This is a genomic window from Serratia symbiotica (Periphyllus acericola) (assembly GCF_964019515.1).
Classification (GTDB): Bacteria; Pseudomonadota; Gammaproteobacteria; order Enterobacterales; family Enterobacteriaceae; genus Serratia; species Serratia symbiotica_D.
In genome coordinates, this window is sequence record NZ_OZ026452.1 from 978,031 (window position 1) to 995,511 (window position 17,481).

The window sequence follows — 17,481 nt, forward strand, 5'->3', positions numbered from 1 at the left end:
TGAAATCTGACCATCAGATTTATTGACGGCGGGATCAATACCAACGGGAAATGGAAAAGGGGGTTGCCACCATGCTGTCAGCCAGAAATAGGGTAGAGGAAGATCAGCAACTAAAGGGAAATTTGTCATAAGACTCCTTTTTATTATGCTTTATTTTAATGTATTAGATAGAGCTGTATCACGAAACATCCCCCTCTTTGCATCATTGGCCGAACATGTCTTTCATCCAGCCTGCAACCCCATCACTATCTTTTTGCTCGCTCTTGGCCTGCTGCTGAACAGCCATCTGGCTGGACTGGCACAAACCCTGTGGGTTGTCAGTCCATACCGGCAGGGTGCGCCCGTTGCCGCCGCCACAGATGAAGTTTCCTGACGCGTCGATCGCCATTGGGTTGATGCCCTCAGGCGGCTGTAACATCAACGGCAGCGGCATTTGGTTCTCCAGATAACGGCAGTACAAGGTCAGCGCACCGTTGGCACCTGTCAATTTGGCCGGACCGTTGTTGTCACGCCCCACCCAGGCGATCGCCACTTCTTTGCCATCGATGCCGACAAACCAACTGTCGCGTAGGTCATTAGTGGTGCCGGTTTTTGCCGCCAGGTTGTAGTTCGGGAACTTCACCGACAGCGAACGGGAGGTTCCGCGGATCACACCCTGCTGCATGGCGTATAACGTCAGGTAAGCCGCCTGTGCCGGTACCATGCGTTCCGCCTGAGGGAAGCTCTGATACAGTACCCCCTCCTCAGCGATCACAGAACGCACCGCAGACAGTGGCGCACGTTTGCCGCCGCTGGCGATAGTCTGATACTCCTGCGCCACTTCCATCGGCGTCAGACCTATCGCCCCCAGCAGCATGGAAGGTACTGGGTTGATCTCAGCTTTGGGGACACCCAAACGCTGCAACGTGTCACTGATTTGTGCCAACCCCACCGACAGGCCAAGGTTGACCGTTGGCACGTTCAGCGAGTTGGCAAGCGCATCAACCAGCATCACTTGGCCGCGAAATTTACGGTCGTAGTTGTTCGGTTGCCAGATGGCACCATTCGGCTGTTTCAGCGACAATGGCGTATCCGCCAGCCAGGTATTGAGGCGGTACTTGTCCGGCTCGGAAAGCGCGGCCAGGTATGTGGGCGGTTTCGCCAGCGAACCGACCAGACGGCGCGCCTGTACCGCCCGGTTAAAACCAACAAACTGTGGATTGGCCCCCCCCACCATGGCACGAACTTCGCCGCTAAAGCGATCGACAATCACCATCGCCGCTTCCAGATCCTGCATATGGCGCGCAGCACGCAGCGCCAGGATACCGCCTTCGACCGCTTTTTCCGCCGCATCTTGCAACATCGGATCCAGGGTGGTGAAGATTTTCACGCCGGACAAATTGTTAACCTTGTGGCCCAGCTTAGCCTGCAACTCATGCCGCACCATGTACATAAATGCGGGCTGCGGTGTGATCACCCCGCCTTTCGGCTGTACGCCCAGTGGACGCGCACTCAGCATGTTATACAGCTCAGCGTCGATAACGCCTTGGCTTTGCAATAGCTTTAGCACCAGGTTGCGACGTTCTAACGCCAGATCTGGATGGCGCCACGGGTTGTAATACGACGCACCCTTAACCATACCCACCAGCAACGCTTGCTGATCGAGACTCAGTTCATCCACCAGGCGGCCAAAGTAATACAGGCTAGCCAGTGGGAAACCATGGATCTGATCGCTGCCGCTCTGGCCGAGGTACACCTCGTTTAGGTACAGTTCAAGAATACGATCTTTGCTGTAACGGTAATCCATCAACAACGCCATATAGGCTTCGTTAGCTTTGCGCCACAGCGAGCGTTCGTTGCTCAGAAACAGGTTTTTCACCAGCTGCTGCGTCAGGGTACTCCCGCCCTGCACCGCGCGGCCAGCGGTCAAGTTAGCCAGTACCGCACGGCCGATGGAGTAAGGGCTGAGGCCGTCATGTTCATAGAAATGGCGATCTTCGGTGGCGATCAACGTGTCCACCAGCAAATCAGGGAAGCCAGTGCGCGACACGAACAACCGCTGTTCGCCGTTCGGTGACTGGAGCATGGTAATCAGACGCGGATCGAGACGGAAAAAGCCGAGGCTACGTTGATTTTCCATATTTTCGATCTTCGCCAGATGATTGTTTTGGAAATCCAGACGAGCGTGGATCTGCCCTTCTTTACCATCAGGGAAGTCAAACGTGCGTCGCAGCATGTGGATGGTGCTGGCCTGAACGGTAAACTCGCCAGAGCGAGTGATGCGGCTGACCTGACGATACTGCATGCCTTCAAGCAGATCGATCATTTCCCTTTTGCTGTACGACATGCCCGGTTCCAAGTTGACCATGCGACCATAGACCGCTGCTGGCAACTGCCAGACCTTGCCATCGATGCGGCTGCGGATCTGAGAATCCAGATAAATGCCATAGACCGCCAGAAGCGCGGCAATAACCAGTAGCAATTTGATCATCAGGCCAAGCCATCGGCGTTTTTTATGCGGTGGCATTGCCTTCACCTTACGTGGCATCGGTACCTCTTCCTGTTTACCCACATCATCGTCATGCAGATCTTGATTATCATAATCGTCTCAGAGACGGCACGGCGGTTTGCGCGCCGCGGTGCGTTTGGGTTGTTTTTCTTTGCGCCGGATAGGCTCGCGGTTATCCCCAGCCATTATTGTTATTCTCCGAGCGTAACAGCAGTACTATTAGTAAGTCGCTTAATCTGCGCTGCCAGCAGGTCGCTAAACAGAAGAAATATCTGGATTCTATACTCTTATTGTATCAGAGGGGCAAAAGAACCCGCAGCCATCACAAATGCAGCTTCAAGTATCGTATATTCACTGATACTTTTTCGTCCGCCGTGTAGGGGCAGCATTAGCCGGATCGTCTGGCCATACATGCTTTGGATAGCGTCCCTTCATCTCTTTTTGCACCTCGCGGTAAGCACCCTTCCAGAATGCCGCCAGATCGCCGGTGACCTGTAGCGGGCGGTACGCCGGTTAGAGTAACTCAAGCACCACGGGGATGCGCACCTCCGCCAACATTGGGCTGCGCTTTTCACCGAACACTTCCTGTAAACGCACTGACAGCACGGGCGGTTTACCGACGTGATAACGGATCGGCAGGCGGCTGCCCGTAGGCACGGTGTCATGAGTGAGTAACGCATTATCCAGCCGCTGTTTTTGTTGCCAGTCCAGCAAGCGGCTCAACGCCTCAGTGATATTGACTTGCTGTAACCCAGGCGTTGTTGAATAAATCGAACTTTTGGCCGGGACGAGGATCCGATCACTCTCCTTCTGTCAACATAGCGACATTCCGTGGCCCAGCAAAAGTTCAACATCACCAACTGGAAGGCTTACAACAACGCCCTTATCACTCGGGGTGCACTCACTTGCTGGGGGGATGAAACGGCACTTCACGCCTGGTACTGCGAGGCAAAACCTTCTCTGCGTGGTCGCACACCACATTATTCCGATATGGCAATCACCAGCGTATTGATGCTGAAACGGATTTTCGGCCTGACACTTCGCGCCCTCCAGGGCTTCGTCGACTCCATTGTCACACTGATTAAAGTGCTGTTGAACTGCCCGGACGACACCTGCATCAGTAAGCGGGCGAAGTCCGGCCATGTCCCGTTTAAAACCCCAACGCCGGGTGAAATTGCGCACCTCGTTATCGACTCTACCGGGATCAACGTGTTGGGTGAAGGGGAGTGGATGGTAAAAAAACACGGTCAGGAAAAACGGCGGATCTGGCGAAAACTGCATTTGGCCGTAGATACAGAAACACATGAGGTCATCTGTGCTGACCTTTCCTTGAGCAATGTCACCGATACTGAAGCCTTCCCAGGTCTCATCCGCCAGAGGTACCGTAAAATCAAAGTCGCCTCGGCGGATCGGGCTTAGGATACGCGAGTGAGTCATGATGAGTTAAGGCGTTAATACCGCCCAGCAGCGGAGCCCGTTATTGGTCGGCAGACTATGCAGAGCGAAATCAAGCGGTGGCGAACCAGCGCCTTACCGGAGACAACACACGGTGAAAAAGTATCACAGGCTACCACCGACGTTCGATAGCGGCAACAGCGAAGTACAGAGTAAAACAGCTATTTGGTGGTCACCTGTCGCTGCGAGATTATGATGGGCAAGTTGCAGAGGCGCTGGCCATGATCTGTGCATTAAACAAGATGCCGCTCGCCGGTATGCCAGAAAGTGTACTCCTTGCCTGAAAGCTGCCCATTCACGGGACTATTTATTCCAGATCCGATTTATTCAACAAAGCCGCAAAAGCATGCGGATGTGGGAAAACCATGATCTGGATGACGATTAAAAAAGAATTTTTTCGCTTTGCCCCTTGATGCTGAGTTGGATGGCCCCATCTTATTTTCAACTGCAGTTGCTAACCGCAGGTAAAACTGAAATATAGGGCAGTTGAAAAGTAAAAGACTGCCTGCTTGCTAGATTAGCAACCTGATCGATTATTAATTATTAAGTGGAGACGTTTAGATGGGCAAAATCATTGGTATCGACTTAGGTACAACCAACTCTTGTGTAGCAATTATGGATGGTGCCAAGGCGCGCGTGCTGGAAAACGCAGAGGGTGACCGCACCACGCCTTCTATTATCGCCTATACCCAAGATGGTGAGACTTTGGTTGGTCAACCAGCTAAGCGTCAGGCTGTTACTAACCCCAAAAATACTCTATTTGCGATTAAGCGCCTGATTGGCCGTCGCTTCCAGGACGAAGAAGCGCAGCGCGATAAAGGCATCATGCCATACAAAATCATAGAAGCTGACAACGGCGACGCTTGGCTAGAAGTGAAAGACCAGATAATGGCACCGCCACAGATTTCCGCTGAAGTACTGAAGAAAATGAAGAAAACGGCTGAAGATTACCTGGGTGAACCGGTAACTGAAGCGGTAATCACTGTACCTGCTTACTTCAACGATGCACAGCGTCAGGCGACCAAAGATGCTGGCCGTATCGCGGGCTTGGAAGTAAAACGTATCATCAATGAACCGACCGCCGCAGCCCTGGCCTACGGTTTGGATAAAGAAGTCGGCAACCGTACCATTGCGGTTTATGACTTGGGCGGTGGTACTTTCGATATCTCCATCATCGAAATCGACGATGTTGATGGTGAAAAAACCTTTGAAGTTCTAGCGACCAACGGCGACACCCATTTGGGTGGTGAAGACTTCGACAGCCGCCTGATCAATTATTTAGTGGAAGAGTTCAAGAAAGAACAAGGAATCGATCTGCGTAATGACCCGTTGGCGATGCAGCGTCTGAAAGAAGCCGCAGAAAAAGCGAAAATTGAGCTGTCTTCCACTCAGCAAACCGATGTTAACCTGCCATATATTACCGCAGATGCGACCGGGCCAAAACACGTGAACATCAAAGTGACCCGCGCAAAACTTGAGTCATTGGCTGAAGATTTGGTTGCACGTTCCATCGAACCACTGAAAGTGGCGCTGAAAGATGCGGGTCTGTCGGTCTCCGACATTCAAGATGTGATCCTGGTAGGGGGTCAGACTCGTATGCCTATGGTGCAGAAGAAAGTCGCTGACTTCTTCGGTAAAGAACCGCGTAAAGACGTTAACCCAGACGAAGCGGTCGCTGTGGGCGCTGCGGTGCAGGCTGGCGTATTGGCGGGTGATGTGAAGGACGTATTACTACTGGATGTTACTCCGCTGTCGTTGGGTATTGAAACTATGGGCAGCGTGATGACTCCGCTGATTACCAAAAACACCACTATCCCGGCCAAGCACAGCCAGGTGTTCTCGACTGCTGAAGACAACCAGTCTGCGGTAACCATCCATGTGCTACAGGGTGAACGTAAACGCGCCAGCGATAACAAATCTCTGGGGCAATTCAACTTGGATGGCATTCAGGCGGCACCGCGCGGTATGGCGCAGATCGAAGTGACTTTCGATATTGATGCTGATGGTATTCTGCATGTATCTGCCAAAGACAAGAACACCGGTCGTGAGCAGAAGATCACCATCAAGGCCTCTTCGGGTCTGAACGAAGATGAAATTCAGAAAATGGTACGTGATGCTGATCTTAACGCTGAGTCTGACCGCAAGTTCGAAGCACTAGTACAGACCCGTAACCAGGCGGATCACTTGATCCACGGCACCCGTAAGCAGTTGGAAGAAGCAGGCGACAAACTGTCGGCGGAAGACAAAATGGCTATTGAAACGGCGCTACAAGACTTGGAAGCAGCGTTGAAAGGCGAAGATAAAGCTGAGATGGAAGCTAAAACCCAAGCATTGGTGCAGGTTTCTGGCAAGTTGTTGGAAATGGCCCAGCCTCAGCAAGGCGCTGACGCTGGTGCTGACAATGCGGCACAGAAGGACGACGATGTCGTAGACGCTGAGTTCGAAGAAGTTAAAGACAAAAATAATCGCCCTTAAGCGGGCAGTAACGGCGGCGAAGCCGTTACTGGAAACCAGCACGGGCGTCGAGGTAACTCTACGCCCGTGCATGCATGTTCAGGGTAAGGAAAAGAATGTCTAAGAAAGACTATTACGAGATTCTTGGTGTCAGCAAGACGGCAGATGAGCGTGAGATAAAAAAAGCGTATAAACGCCAGGCGATGAAATATCATCCTGACCGTAACCAGGAAGAAGGCGCTAAGACCTTATTTAAGCAGAGCAAGGAAGCTTATGAAGTGCTGACTGATAGTCGAAAGCGTGCGGCTTACGATCAGTACGGGCACGCGGCCTTTGAACAAGGCCATATGGGGGGGAGCGGTGCAGACTTTAGCGATATCTTTGGCGACGTCTTTGGCGATATCTTCGGCGGGAGCCGTCGGCAACGTGCCACCCGTGGTTCAGATCTGCGCTATAACATGGAGCTTTCCCTTGAGGAGACGGTGCGTGGCGTTACCAAAGAGATCCGCATTCCGGTGCTGGTGGAGTGTGACGCGTGCCACGGTAGTGGTGCCAAGCCAGGTAGTTCGCCGATCACCTGTCCTACCTGTCACGGTCAGGGGCAGGTGCAGATGCGCCAAGGTTTCTTCAGTGTACAGCAGGCATGTCCGCACTGCCATGGCCGTGGGCAGATCATCAACGATCCCTGCAACAAGTGCCAGAGTCATGGCCGGGTAGAAAAATCCAAGACGTTATCGGTGAAAATCCCGGCAGGTGTGGATACTGGCGATCGTATTCGTCTGGCAGGTGAGGGAGAAGCGGGCGAACATGACGCTTCAGCGGGCGATCTGTACGTTCAGGTTCAGGTTCAGGTTCACCCGATCTTCGAGCGTGAAGGCAACAACCTATACTGCGAAGTGCCAATCAGCTTTGCTATGGCGGCGCTGGGCGGTGAGATTGAAGTGCCGACGCTGGATGGCCGGGTGAACCTGAAGATACCCGCAGAAACCCAGACCGCCAAGTTGTTCCGCATGCGCGGTAAGGGCATCAAGTCAGTGCGTGGCGGTAGCCAAGGCGATCTACTATGTCGCGTGGTAGTGGAAACCCCGGTTAATTTAAATGACAAACAGAAACAGCTAGTGAAGGAACTGGAAGCCAGTCTCGGTGGCCCTTCTGGCGATAATAACAGCCCGCGTTCTAAGAGCTTCTTCGATGGGGTGAAAAACTTCTTTGACGACCTGACTCGCTAATTCACTGTTTTTAATGGTGAGTGATTCAATCCCAGTCTTATACCTGATGTTTTTATTTGTTGTTATCTGCATAAGATGTGTAACTTCCGTGGTGAGTTGATTGGTTTGCGGATATATCCCGTTATAGGAGAACACAATAACAACGGTTCTGGCTGTTGCGCATTGGGACAAATAGTGTTGAACATTGTCTGAAACAGGAAAAGGACATTTGTGGAAGCGAAACGTTATGGAGAACTGCACGTGAGCATGTCGCATATCAATTTTAATCACCTTTATTACTTCTGGCAGGTCTACAAGGCGGGGTCTGTGCTGCTAAAGTACTATTTCTGATTACTGGTAAGATTGTAGGGTAGGATTCTAGGATTAATGTGTTGGAAGAACGCCTGGATGGCAAGCTGTTGATCCCCGGTAAGCGTTATGAGCTCAACTGGTTCAACGCCCAGGGTACTCAGGTATAGATCCTGGGCGAGTTCGACGATGCTGCTCTGATGAAGGCGTTCAGTATGTATCCAATGCCAATCTTCGTTGCCCCGACGTTGTATGTGCAGGATACCAATAACGAAGACCGTGTGGTGGAGCAGGAAAAATGAGCAGGAAGAATATTACATCATCTTTGCTGAGCGCATGATCCTGCACCCTGCGGTGTGGCGGTTGTGCACAAAGAATTTTCGGCGGTATTTTTTGCTAGAAGGGGATAATTGGGGCATAAAAAAACCGGTTCAGGCCGGTTTTTTTATCAAGCAAACAACCTAACGCTTACTGCATTGCGTTGATACGTGCAGTCAAGTTTGACTTATGACGCGCTGCTTTGTTTTTGTGGAACAGTCCTTTAGCTGCCTGACGATCCACAAGTGGTTGCATTACGGAGAATGCGTTTTGTGCTGCTTCTTTGTCGCCTGCTGCGATAGCCGCGTCTACCTTCTTGATAAAGGTACGCACCATTGAGCGACGGCTAGCATTGTGCTTGCGGCGTTTTTCAGACTGTATGGCGCGTTTCTTAGCTGATTTGATATTAGCCAGGGTCTAACTCCCAAATATATTCTACTGAGGACAATTCAAAGGACGAGCAGTATGCCCTTTTAACCTTCGTTTGTCAATGTATTTGTGCAAATAAGCACCGCTTGTACGGGCGGCACTTTCTACGCTGTGATGGCATAAGATTTTAACAGCTTAAGGCATGGAAATACAGTCTTTCCGCGAAAATTCGCCGAGGATTTGCTGCGATGAGCGCCAACTGCTGCTTGGGGGCGCTTATTGGCTTTAAGACGAAGGATAATTTGCGGCTAAGTCGTTTCACCCAACGATGATCCCCTGTATGGTATGCCTATTACATAAAGGCACTAATCGCGGGTTAACCTTACCGACTGTACTAAGGTATAATTTGCCGATTTCCATTGTTTTGAGCCAGCTATGCAGCTAATTCGCGGCATCCACAATATTCAGGCGCGCCACCATGGTTGCGTGCTCACCATCGGTAATTTTGACGGCATACACCGAGGCCATCAGGCAGTGCTGGAGCAACTGAAGCAAGAGGGACAACGTCTTGGGTTGCCGGTCATGGTGATAATCTTTGAGCCGCAGCCGCTGGAAATGTTTGCAACGGATCAGGCACCAGCTCGCCTTACTCGTTTGCGTGATAAGGCGAAATACCTGGTGCAAGCGGGGGTAGACTACCTGCTGTGTGTCAAGTTTGATCCACGTTTCGCCGCCAACACCGCACAGGCGTTCATCGCTGAATTGCTGGTGGAGAAGCTGGGCGTTAAATTAATGATAGTCGGGGATGATTTTCGTTTTGGCGCAGGCCGCCAGGGCGATTTTATGCTATTGCAGCAGGCTGGGAAAGAATACGGCTTCGAGGTGGTCAGCACATCGACCTTCCATGAAGGTGGGCAACGCATCAGCAGCACCGCCATTCGCCATGCCTTGGATGACGATGCCCTACCGCTGGCAGAAAATTTGCTGGGTCACCCGTACAGCATTTTTGGCCGAGTGGTGTACGGCGATGAACTGGGGCGCACCATTGGCTTTCCTACCGCCAATCTGCCGCTAAAACGTCTTGTGGCACCCGTGAAAGGAGTTTATGCGGTGGAGGTTTACGGCCTGGGGCCTGATCCGCTCCCCGGCGTGGCCAATATCGGCACGCGGCCGACCCTTGATGGTGTGTGCCAGCAGCTAGAAGTACATCTGCTCGATGTCACAATGGATCTTTATGGCCGTCATATTGACGTGGTACTCCGTATGAAAATGCGCAACGAACAGCGTTTTGCTTCGCTCGATGCGCTTAAGCAGCAAATCGCCGATGATGTGGTGACAGCCCGGAAGTTCTTTGGGGTAAAAAAATGAGTTTAATCGTTTACCCTAGTGAACGGGCATTAAGTAAGCGATCTGGGTGAGAAATCTGCCTAAAGCAGATTTGCACGCTGCTTGCAGTAGCTCCGTAATGAATGAGGCCCACATGATGGGCCGAATAGTCAGGCAACCAACTAACAAAGAAAGATGTAACTTGAAATATCATCGGTAAATAGCCAAAAGCGGAAATAAGAATCTCATGAGTGACTACAAGAATACCCTGAACTTGCCGGAAACAGGGTTCCCAATGCGCGGCGATCTAGCCAAGCGTGAGCCTGGCATGCTGCAATGTTGGTATGAACAGGATCTGTACGGGATGATCCGTACTGCTAAAAATGGCAAAAAAATCTTTATGTTGCATGATGGCCCGCCGTATGCGAATGGCAGTATTCATATTGGTCACTCGGTTAACAAAATTCTCAAAGACATTATCATCAAGTCGAAAGGGTTGGCTGGTTTCGATTCACCCTATATTCCAGGCTGGGACTGCCATGGCCTGCCGATTGAATTGACGGTTGAGCAGTTGTGCGGCAAGCCGGGCGAAAAGCTGAGCGCGGCCGAGTTCCGCCAAAAATGCCGTGAATACGCCGCTGAACAGGTTGAAGGCCAGAAGAAGGACTTCATCCGCCTGGGCGTGCTTGGCGACTGGGAACGCCCGTACTTGACCATGGACTTCAAAACCGAAGCCAACATTATCCGCGCGCTGGGCAAGATCATCAGCAATGGCCACTTGTTGAAAGGTGCCAAGCCGGTGCATTGGTGTACCGATTGCGGCTCCTCCCTGGCGGAAGCGGAAGTAGAATATTACGACAAAACCTCTCCATCGATCGATGTGGTGTTTCACGCGGTTGATGCTGCTACGGTCGCGGCAAAGTTCGGCGTAAGCAACTTCAGCGGTTCCATCTCGCTGGTGATCTGGACCACCACCCCATGGACGCTGCCCGCTAACCGCGCTATTTCGCTGCACCCTGATTTTAGCTACCAACTGGTGCAAGTCGATGGTCAGTGCCTGATCCTGGTGGCCGAACTGGTGGAAAGCGTGATGAAACGCGCTGACATCACCGAATGGACGCTGCTTGGTAGCTGCAAAGGTGCCGATTTGACGTTGCTGCGTTTCCAGCATCCGTTTATGAGCTTCGACGTGCCAGCGATCCCTGGTGAGCATGTGACGCTAGATGCGGGTACTGGTGCGGTGCATACCGCCGGTGGTCATGGCCCGGACGACTTCGTTATCAGCCAGAAATATGGCCTGGAGATCGCCAACCCGGTGGGGCCGAAGGGTTGCTACCTGACAGGCACTCACCCGCTGCTGGACGGTAAGTTCGTGTTCAAGGTTAATGAGCTGATCGTCGATCTGCTGTGTGAGAAAGGCGCGCTGCTGCATGGGGAAAACATTGTGCACAGCTACCCCTGCTGCTGGCGCCATAAAACGCCGCTCATCTTCCGCACCACGCAACAATGGTTTATCAGCATGGATCAAAAGGGGCTGCGTCAGCAGTCGCTAGAAGAGATCAAAGGCGTGCGTTGGATCCCAGACTGGGGAAAGGCGCGCATCGAAACCATGTTGGCCAACCGCCCGGACTGGTGCATCTCTCGTCAGCGCACCTGGGGAGTGCCGATGTCATTGTGGGTGCATAAAGACACCGAGCAGTTGCACCCGCGTAGCGTAGAACTGATGGAAGAAGTGGCCAAGCGTATAGAGCAGAGCGGTATTCAGGCGTGGTGGGATTTGGACGCAGCCGATATCCTCGGTGCCGACGCTGCTGATTACCAGAAAGTGCCGGATACCTTGGACGTCTGGTTCGACTCCGGCTCGACTCATGCTTCGGTGGTAGACGTGCGCCCTGAGTTTCACGGCCACAGCGCCGATATTTACTTGGAAGGATCTGACCAACATCGCGGCTGGTTTATGTCATCGCTGATGATTTCCACCGCAATGAAAGGCAAAGCCCCTTACAGGGAGGTGCTGACTCACGGCTTTACCGTTGATGGTCAGGGGCGCAAGATGTCCAAATCGATCGGTAACACCGTCAGCCCGAAAGAGGTTATGAATAAACTGGGCGGCGATATCCTGCGTTTGTGGGTGGCGTCTACCGATTACACCGGCGAAATCGCGGTATCCGATGAGATCCTCAAGCGTGCAGCCGATTCTTACCGCCGTATCCGCAACACCGCGCGTTTCCTGCTGGCCAACTTGAACGGGTTCGAACCCAGTATCGACTGCGTGGCACCGGAAGAGATGGTGGTACTGGATCGCTGGGCGATTGGCCGTGCGCTGGCAGCGCAGCAGGATATCGAACAGGCTTACGCCAATTACGATTTCCACGAAGTAGTGCAACGTCTGATGCAGTTCTGCTCGGTTGAAATGGGATCCTTCTATTTGGATATCATCAAAGATCGTCAGTACACCGCCAAGCGTGACAGCATCGCCCGTCGTAGCTGCCAGACCGCGCTATTCCACATTGCGGAAGCACTGGTGCGCTGGATGGCACCGATCATGTCGTTCACCGCCGATGAAATTTGGGGCTTCCTGCCAGGCAAACGCGCGCAGTACGTATTTACTGAAGAGTGGTACAGCGGCCTATTCGCTCTGGCGGAAGGAGAAAATATGAACGATGCTTTCTGGGCTGAGCTGCTTAAGGTGCGCGGCGAAGTGAACAAGCTTCTGGAGCAGGCGCGCGCCGACAAACGCCTCGGCAGCCCGCTGGAGGCGGCGGTGACCCTGTACGCCGACAGCGAACTGGCAGAGCGGCTGAATAGCCTACAAGACGAACTGCGCTTTGTGCTGCTGACTTCTGCCGCGCATGTTGCACCGTTGGCAGATGCACCAGTGGATGCTCAGGCTACCGAATTGCTGAAGGGGCTAAAAATTGCCGTTACCACCGCTGAAGGTAAAAAGTGCCCGCGTTGCTGGCATTACACCACCGATATCGGCTTGGTGGCGGCACACACAGACATCTGCGGCCGCTGTGTGACCAACGTATCCGGCGACGGCGAAAAGCGTAACTATGCCTGAGCATCCAATACCTCATGAGTAAATTAATCTGTTCGAATGGCTTACGCTGGCTGTGGGTGGTATTGGTAGTACTGGTGCTGGATTTCGTTAGCAAGCAGTGGGTGCTCAGCTACTTGGTGCTGGGCCAGTCCGAACCGTTGATGCCATGGTTCAATTTGTTCTATGCCCGTAACTACGGTGCTGCGTTCAGTTTCCTGGCCGATCATGGTGGCTGGCAGCGCTGGTTCTTTACTGGTATCGCCATCGCTATCGTGGCGGTACTGCTGGTGATGATGTACCGCAGCAGCGCGCAGCAGAAGCTAAACAATATCGCCTATGCTTTCATCATCGGTGGCGCGCTCGGCAACATGTTCGATCGCCTATGGGACGGTTTTGTAGTCGACTTTATCGATTTTTATATCGGCAGCTGGCATTACCCAACTTTCAACCTAGCGGATAGCTTTATCTGCGTGGGGGCGGCGATGATCGTGTTGGAAGGTTTCCTGTCGCCAGCGAACCAACGCGCAAATAAAAAAGGTGAGTAATATGGCGGTTCAGGTTATCGCTGGCAGTGCAGTTCTGGTCCACTTTACGCTGAAACTGGAGGATGGCGCGATCGCCGATTCTACCCGCAGCAGCGGCAAACCGGCGCTGTTCCGCCTGGGTGACGGCAGCCTGTCGGCACCGCTAGAAGAGCAACTGCTCGGTTTGCATGTAGGTGACACATACACTTTTACCTTACCGCCGCAAGCGGCCTTCGGCGTAGAGAACCCTGATCTGATCCAGTTCTTTTCACCCCGCGACTTTGCGGAAATCGGCGTGCCGGAGGTAGGCACCATCATGCTGTTTACCGCTATTGATGGTAGTGAAATGCCGGGCGTGGTACGTGCAGTGGTGGAAGATTCGATCACTGTTGATTTCAACCATCGATTGGCAGGCCACCCGGTGACCTTCGATATCGAAGTGCTGGCGATTGACCCACAGCAGGAGGCGACGCATGCAAATATTGCTGGCTAATCCACGTGGCTTCTGCGCCGGTGTCGATCGTGCGATCAGTATCGTTGAGCGTGCTTTGGAGCTTTACGGCGCGCCAATCTATGTGCGGCATGAAGTGGTACACAACCGCTATGTGGTCCACAGCCTGCGCGAGCGCGGCGCGGTGTTTATTGAAGAGATATCCGAAGTGCCGGACCGGTCGATTCTGATCTTCTCAGCACACGGGGTATCTCAGGCGGTGCGCGCCGAAGCCAAGGCGCGTGATTTGACCATTGTATTTGACGCCACCTGCCCGCTGGTGACCAAGGTGCATATGGAGGTGGCACGCGCCAGCCGCCGTGGTACCGAGGCCATCCTGATTGGCCATGCCGGTCATCCAGAAGTGGAAGGCACCATGGGCCAGTACAGCAACCTGCAAGGCGGCATTTACCTGGTGGAATCGCCGAAAGATGTATGGCAGTTGCAGGTGAAAGATGAAAATAATTTGTGCTTCATGACCCAGACCACGCTCTCGGTGGACGATACCTCAGACGTGATCGACGCTTTACGTCAGCGTTTCCCCAGCATCATCGGGCCGCGTAAGGATGATATCTGTTACGCTACTACTAACCGCCAGGAAGCCGTGCGTAATCTGGCTGATGATGCGGATGCGGTGTTGGTGGTGGGATCAAAGAACTCCTCCAACTCCAACCGTCTGGCAGAACTGGCCCAACGCGTCGGCAAACCTACCTATCTGATCGACTCTGCGTCGGATATTCAGGAAGCCTGGCTGAGCCAGGTTCGCAACATCGGCGTCACCGCTGGCGCTTCTGCACCTGACGTGCTGGTGCAGGAGGTGATCAGCCGCCTGAAAGCGCTGGGCTGTAAGGAGGTGCATGAAATCAGCGGCCGTGAAGAAAACATCGTGTTTGAAGTCCCTAAAGAGCTGCGTGTGGATATCAGGCAGGCGTTGTTGAATAAATCTGATTTGGAATAAAGAGTCCCATGCATGGGACTCTTTATTCCAAATCAGATTTATTCAACAACGCCTGTCAGGTGGCCAATTTAACCAACACCAGGGAAAACAGTTCCAGCCAGACCGTGGATGCAAAAGTCGCTGCTGGCCAGGCTACCCCCTACTTTTCTTTCAAACTTATCTTCGCAAACGCGGAAATGTGACCTTGGACATCAGTCTCCCCCTGAGCCGCGACCACATGCACAGCACCTACCACAGCGTAAAACAGCAAACGAGGATTTTTGCCAGCAAGGGCAATGATAATATCCGCGTAAGTGCACATAGCCAATTCAATGGGGCATTGACACGTTAGATGGCCAGCGCTGGCTGGCATAAAGCGATCTTTGCAATAGACCAACGAGACCGAATTAACGGTGCTTGCAGTTGGCAAGATTAGAGCCTATCCCTGCAGGTGTAGGCTCTAAGAATAACCGCCGCGTGCAGCATTCACTGATCGCTTAAATTTAGAGGGTTATCTCGCGATACGCGTTCTTAGGACGAAATGCGACCACCACCGCACCACGCGTTTCCACATAAGATCCTTCGAGCAGTTGGATGCCATAAGGCACGCTGGCAAAGATACCGTGCACTCGCGTATTACCCTGCTCATCCTTCACTCCTTCCAACGTTTGCTTGATCGCTTTCGGTTGCCCAGGTAGATTAATAATCTACGCCTGCTGGCGGATCGCACCTACCTGACGTGAAAGAATTGCTGTTGGCACATAATGCAGGCTGATTTGGCGCATTTGCTCGCCAAAGCAGGGCATCAGGCGATCGGCGACCGCCAAGGGTAGCATAGTGGGTCACATCACGGGGTGCCGGGCCGGTGCCGCCGGTGGTTAGCATCAGATGGCAACCCAGCTGATCTACCAGTTCGCAGAGCATTTGTTCAATACGCCGCTGTTCATCGGGGATCAAGCGAGTTTCCAGCTTGAACGGCATCGCCAGTGCAACGCTCAACCCCGCTTCCAACGCCGGAATGCCTTTATCCTGGTAAACGCCGCCGCAAGTGCGGTCAGAAACGAAAACCAAACCAATACGTAAAATATTCATGGGTAATATCGACCCGTCGGGTGGGGCGCTTCACGCCCAGTTGATGATGCTGAGGGTCTGTACCCTTCATACTTCCTTCAAGTTGCCTGTACGTGAGTTTTCCTCACTCACCCTATTTGCTTACACCGGTAAGCGAATGGGTATTTCCCTGATGTTCAGCACGCGGCCCAGCGCAAGCGCCGTTTAAATCGGTTCCCTGCCGATTTGTTGCTGCGTGCGGCCTTCCTACAACTCGAATTATTTAGGGGCAAAGACGTTTGCCGATTGCCACAGGCATTAAAAAGGTCGCCGGAGCCACCTTTTTATTGCTCGCCCCTTAACAATTACAGCAGATCGGCAAGCATTTTCTCCAGTTTGCCCTGATCTACGGCGAACTTGCGGATACCATCGGTCAGTTTCTCAACCGCCATCGGGTCCTGGTTGTGCTGCCAGTAAAATTCAGATTCGGTTAGCGCGGTTGGACGCGCCCTCACTTCACCGGTATAGGACAGTTTACGCTCCAACGTGCCTTCGCTTTCCGCCAGTGCTTTCAGTAGAGCAGGCGCGATGGTCAGTCGGTCGCAGCCGGCTAGCTCGATGATCTCACCAAGGTTACGGAAGCTGGCACCCATCACCACGGTGTTGTAACCGTGCTGTTTGTAATACTGGTAGATCTCGGTAACGGAAACTACGCCCGGATCTTCGTGCGGTACGAACTCTTTCTTGTCGCCGTTCGCTTGGTACCAGTCGAGGATACGGCCGACGAACGGCGAGATCAGGTAAACGCCAGCATCGGCACAGGCACACGCCTGTGCAAAAGAAAACAGCAGAGTCAGGTTACAGTTTATGCCTTCTTTCTCCAGTTGCTCTGCTGCGCGGATGCCCTGCCAGGTAGAGGCTAATTTGATCAGGATATTGTCATTGCTGACGCCAGCTTCGTTGTACAGCTTGATCAGGCGTTTTGCCTTGGCGACACTGGTTTTAGTATCGTAAGACAGGCGCGCATCCACCTCGGTTGAGATGCGGCCCGGGACCAGCTTCAGGATTTCCAAACCGATGTTGACTGCCAGCTTGTCAACAGCATCGGCGATCTGCTGCTGGCGATCGCTGCTCTGATCGCGCGCCCAGGAGATGGCTTCATCAATCAGTTTGCGGTATTCAGGAATTTGGGCTGCATTAAGGATCAGCGATGGGTTGGTAGTGGCATCTTGCGGTTGATACAGCTTTATTGCCGCGATATCGCCCGTATCCGCAACTACTGTGGTGAATTGGCGCAAGGCAGTTAATTTGTCGGTCATGCTGGCATTATCTCATCGTTTATGCGTAAACTTTTGGCATTATTCAACCATGCCTTTTCCTTATAATAACATGCGTAAAGTCCGGAGCAAGGCTGGAAAGACGCAACCTGGCGGTGCAGGTTTTATCTTTGAACGGGCAACCGTTTACGCAGATATCTTTCGTCTGGAGTAACCCGCAGCCAACATGCTAA

General features: G+C 52.8%; 10 protein-coding genes and 5 pseudogenes. 10 read left to right on the forward strand and 5 right to left on the reverse strand.

The window, feature by feature from the left end:
- Positions 1–202: 202 nt before the first annotated feature.
- Together mrcB and AACL06_RS05410 are read right to left on the reverse strand one after the other, a co-directional pair.
- Positions 203–2,674: pseudogene (gene mrcB / locus AACL06_RS05405) on the reverse strand (bifunctional glycosyl transferase/transpeptidase).
- Positions 2,675–2,839: 165 nt separating this feature from the next.
- A pseudogene (locus AACL06_RS05410) lies at positions 2,840–3,241 on the reverse strand (ATP-dependent helicase C-terminal domain-containing protein); the annotation flags it as partial.
- 5 nt (positions 3,242–3,246) lie between these two features.
- Between AACL06_RS05410 and AACL06_RS05415 the strand changes: the two are divergent.
- From AACL06_RS05415 to AACL06_RS05435, 5 genes and pseudogenes are all read left to right on the forward strand, one after another.
- Entirely contained in the window at positions 3,247–3,408 is a 162-nt protein-coding gene (locus AACL06_RS05415; RefSeq protein ID WP_339036329.1) for a hypothetical protein, read from the forward strand.
- A pseudogene (locus AACL06_RS05420) lies at positions 3,341–4,227 on the forward strand (IS5 family transposase). The gene AACL06_RS05415 and the pseudogene AACL06_RS05420 overlap by 68 nt, the downstream one beginning before the upstream one ends.
- A 277-nt stretch (positions 4,228–4,504) precedes the next feature.
- Positions 4,505–6,418 (forward strand): molecular chaperone DnaK, encoded by a 1,914-nt coding sequence (gene dnaK / locus AACL06_RS05425; RefSeq protein ID WP_339036331.1) that lies wholly within the window; start codon positions 4,505–4,507, stop codon positions 6,416–6,418.
- 95 nt (positions 6,419–6,513) lie between these two features.
- A complete protein-coding gene (dnaJ, locus tag AACL06_RS05430; RefSeq protein ID WP_339036334.1) occupies positions 6,514–7,626 on the forward strand; it encodes a molecular chaperone DnaJ in 1,113 nt (370 codons plus the stop codon).
- A gap of 371 nt (positions 7,627–7,997) precedes the next feature.
- Positions 7,998–8,379 (forward strand): annotated as a pseudogene (locus AACL06_RS05435) (hypothetical protein); the annotation flags it as partial.
- Positions 8,380–8,382: 3 nt separating this feature from the next.
- Here the strand turns inward: AACL06_RS05435 and rpsT are convergent.
- Complete coding sequence (gene rpsT / locus AACL06_RS05440; protein WP_006709603.1) at positions 8,383–8,646, reverse strand: 30S ribosomal protein S20; 264 nt, start codon at positions 8,644–8,646, stop codon at positions 8,383–8,385.
- A gap of 390 nt (positions 8,647–9,036) precedes the next feature.
- Between rpsT and ribF the strand changes: the two genes are divergently transcribed.
- From ribF to ispH, 5 genes are all read left to right on the forward strand, one after another.
- Entirely contained in the window at positions 9,037–9,969 is a 933-nt protein-coding gene (gene ribF, locus AACL06_RS05445) for a bifunctional riboflavin kinase/FAD synthetase (RefSeq protein WP_339036337.1), read from the forward strand.
- A gap of 205 nt (positions 9,970–10,174) precedes the next feature.
- Positions 10,175–12,991 carry an isoleucine--tRNA ligase gene (ileS, locus tag AACL06_RS05450; RefSeq protein WP_339036340.1) on the forward strand — a complete coding sequence of 939 codons (2,817 nt, stop codon included), beginning with the start codon at positions 10,175–10,177 and terminating at the stop codon, positions 12,989–12,991.
- A gap of 14 nt (positions 12,992–13,005) precedes the next feature.
- Positions 13,006–13,515, forward strand: coding sequence for a signal peptidase II (lspA, locus tag AACL06_RS05455; RefSeq protein ID WP_339036343.1), 510 nt, complete (start codon positions 13,006–13,008; stop codon positions 13,513–13,515).
- A 1-nt stretch (position 13,516) separates the two neighbouring features.
- Positions 13,517–13,987, forward strand: coding sequence for an FKBP-type peptidyl-prolyl cis-trans isomerase (gene fkpB / locus AACL06_RS05460; protein ID WP_339038304.1), 471 nt, complete (start codon positions 13,517–13,519; stop codon positions 13,985–13,987).
- Entirely contained in the window at positions 13,968–14,942 is a 975-nt protein-coding gene (gene ispH, locus AACL06_RS05465) for a 4-hydroxy-3-methylbut-2-enyl diphosphate reductase (RefSeq protein ID WP_339036346.1), read from the forward strand. Before fkpB ends, ispH begins: the two co-directional genes overlap by 20 nt.
- Positions 14,943–15,424: 482 nt before the next feature.
- Here the strand turns inward: ispH and mog are convergent.
- A pseudogene (mog, locus tag AACL06_RS05470) lies at positions 15,425–16,013 on the reverse strand (molybdopterin adenylyltransferase).
- A 323-nt stretch (positions 16,014–16,336) separates the two neighbouring features.
- The gene (gene tal / locus AACL06_RS05475) at positions 16,337–17,290 is read right to left on the reverse strand and encodes a transaldolase (protein WP_339036349.1); all 954 of its coding nucleotides are present in this window, start codon (positions 17,288–17,290) and stop codon (positions 16,337–16,339) included.
- Between the last annotated feature and the right edge of the window lie 191 nt (positions 17,291–17,481).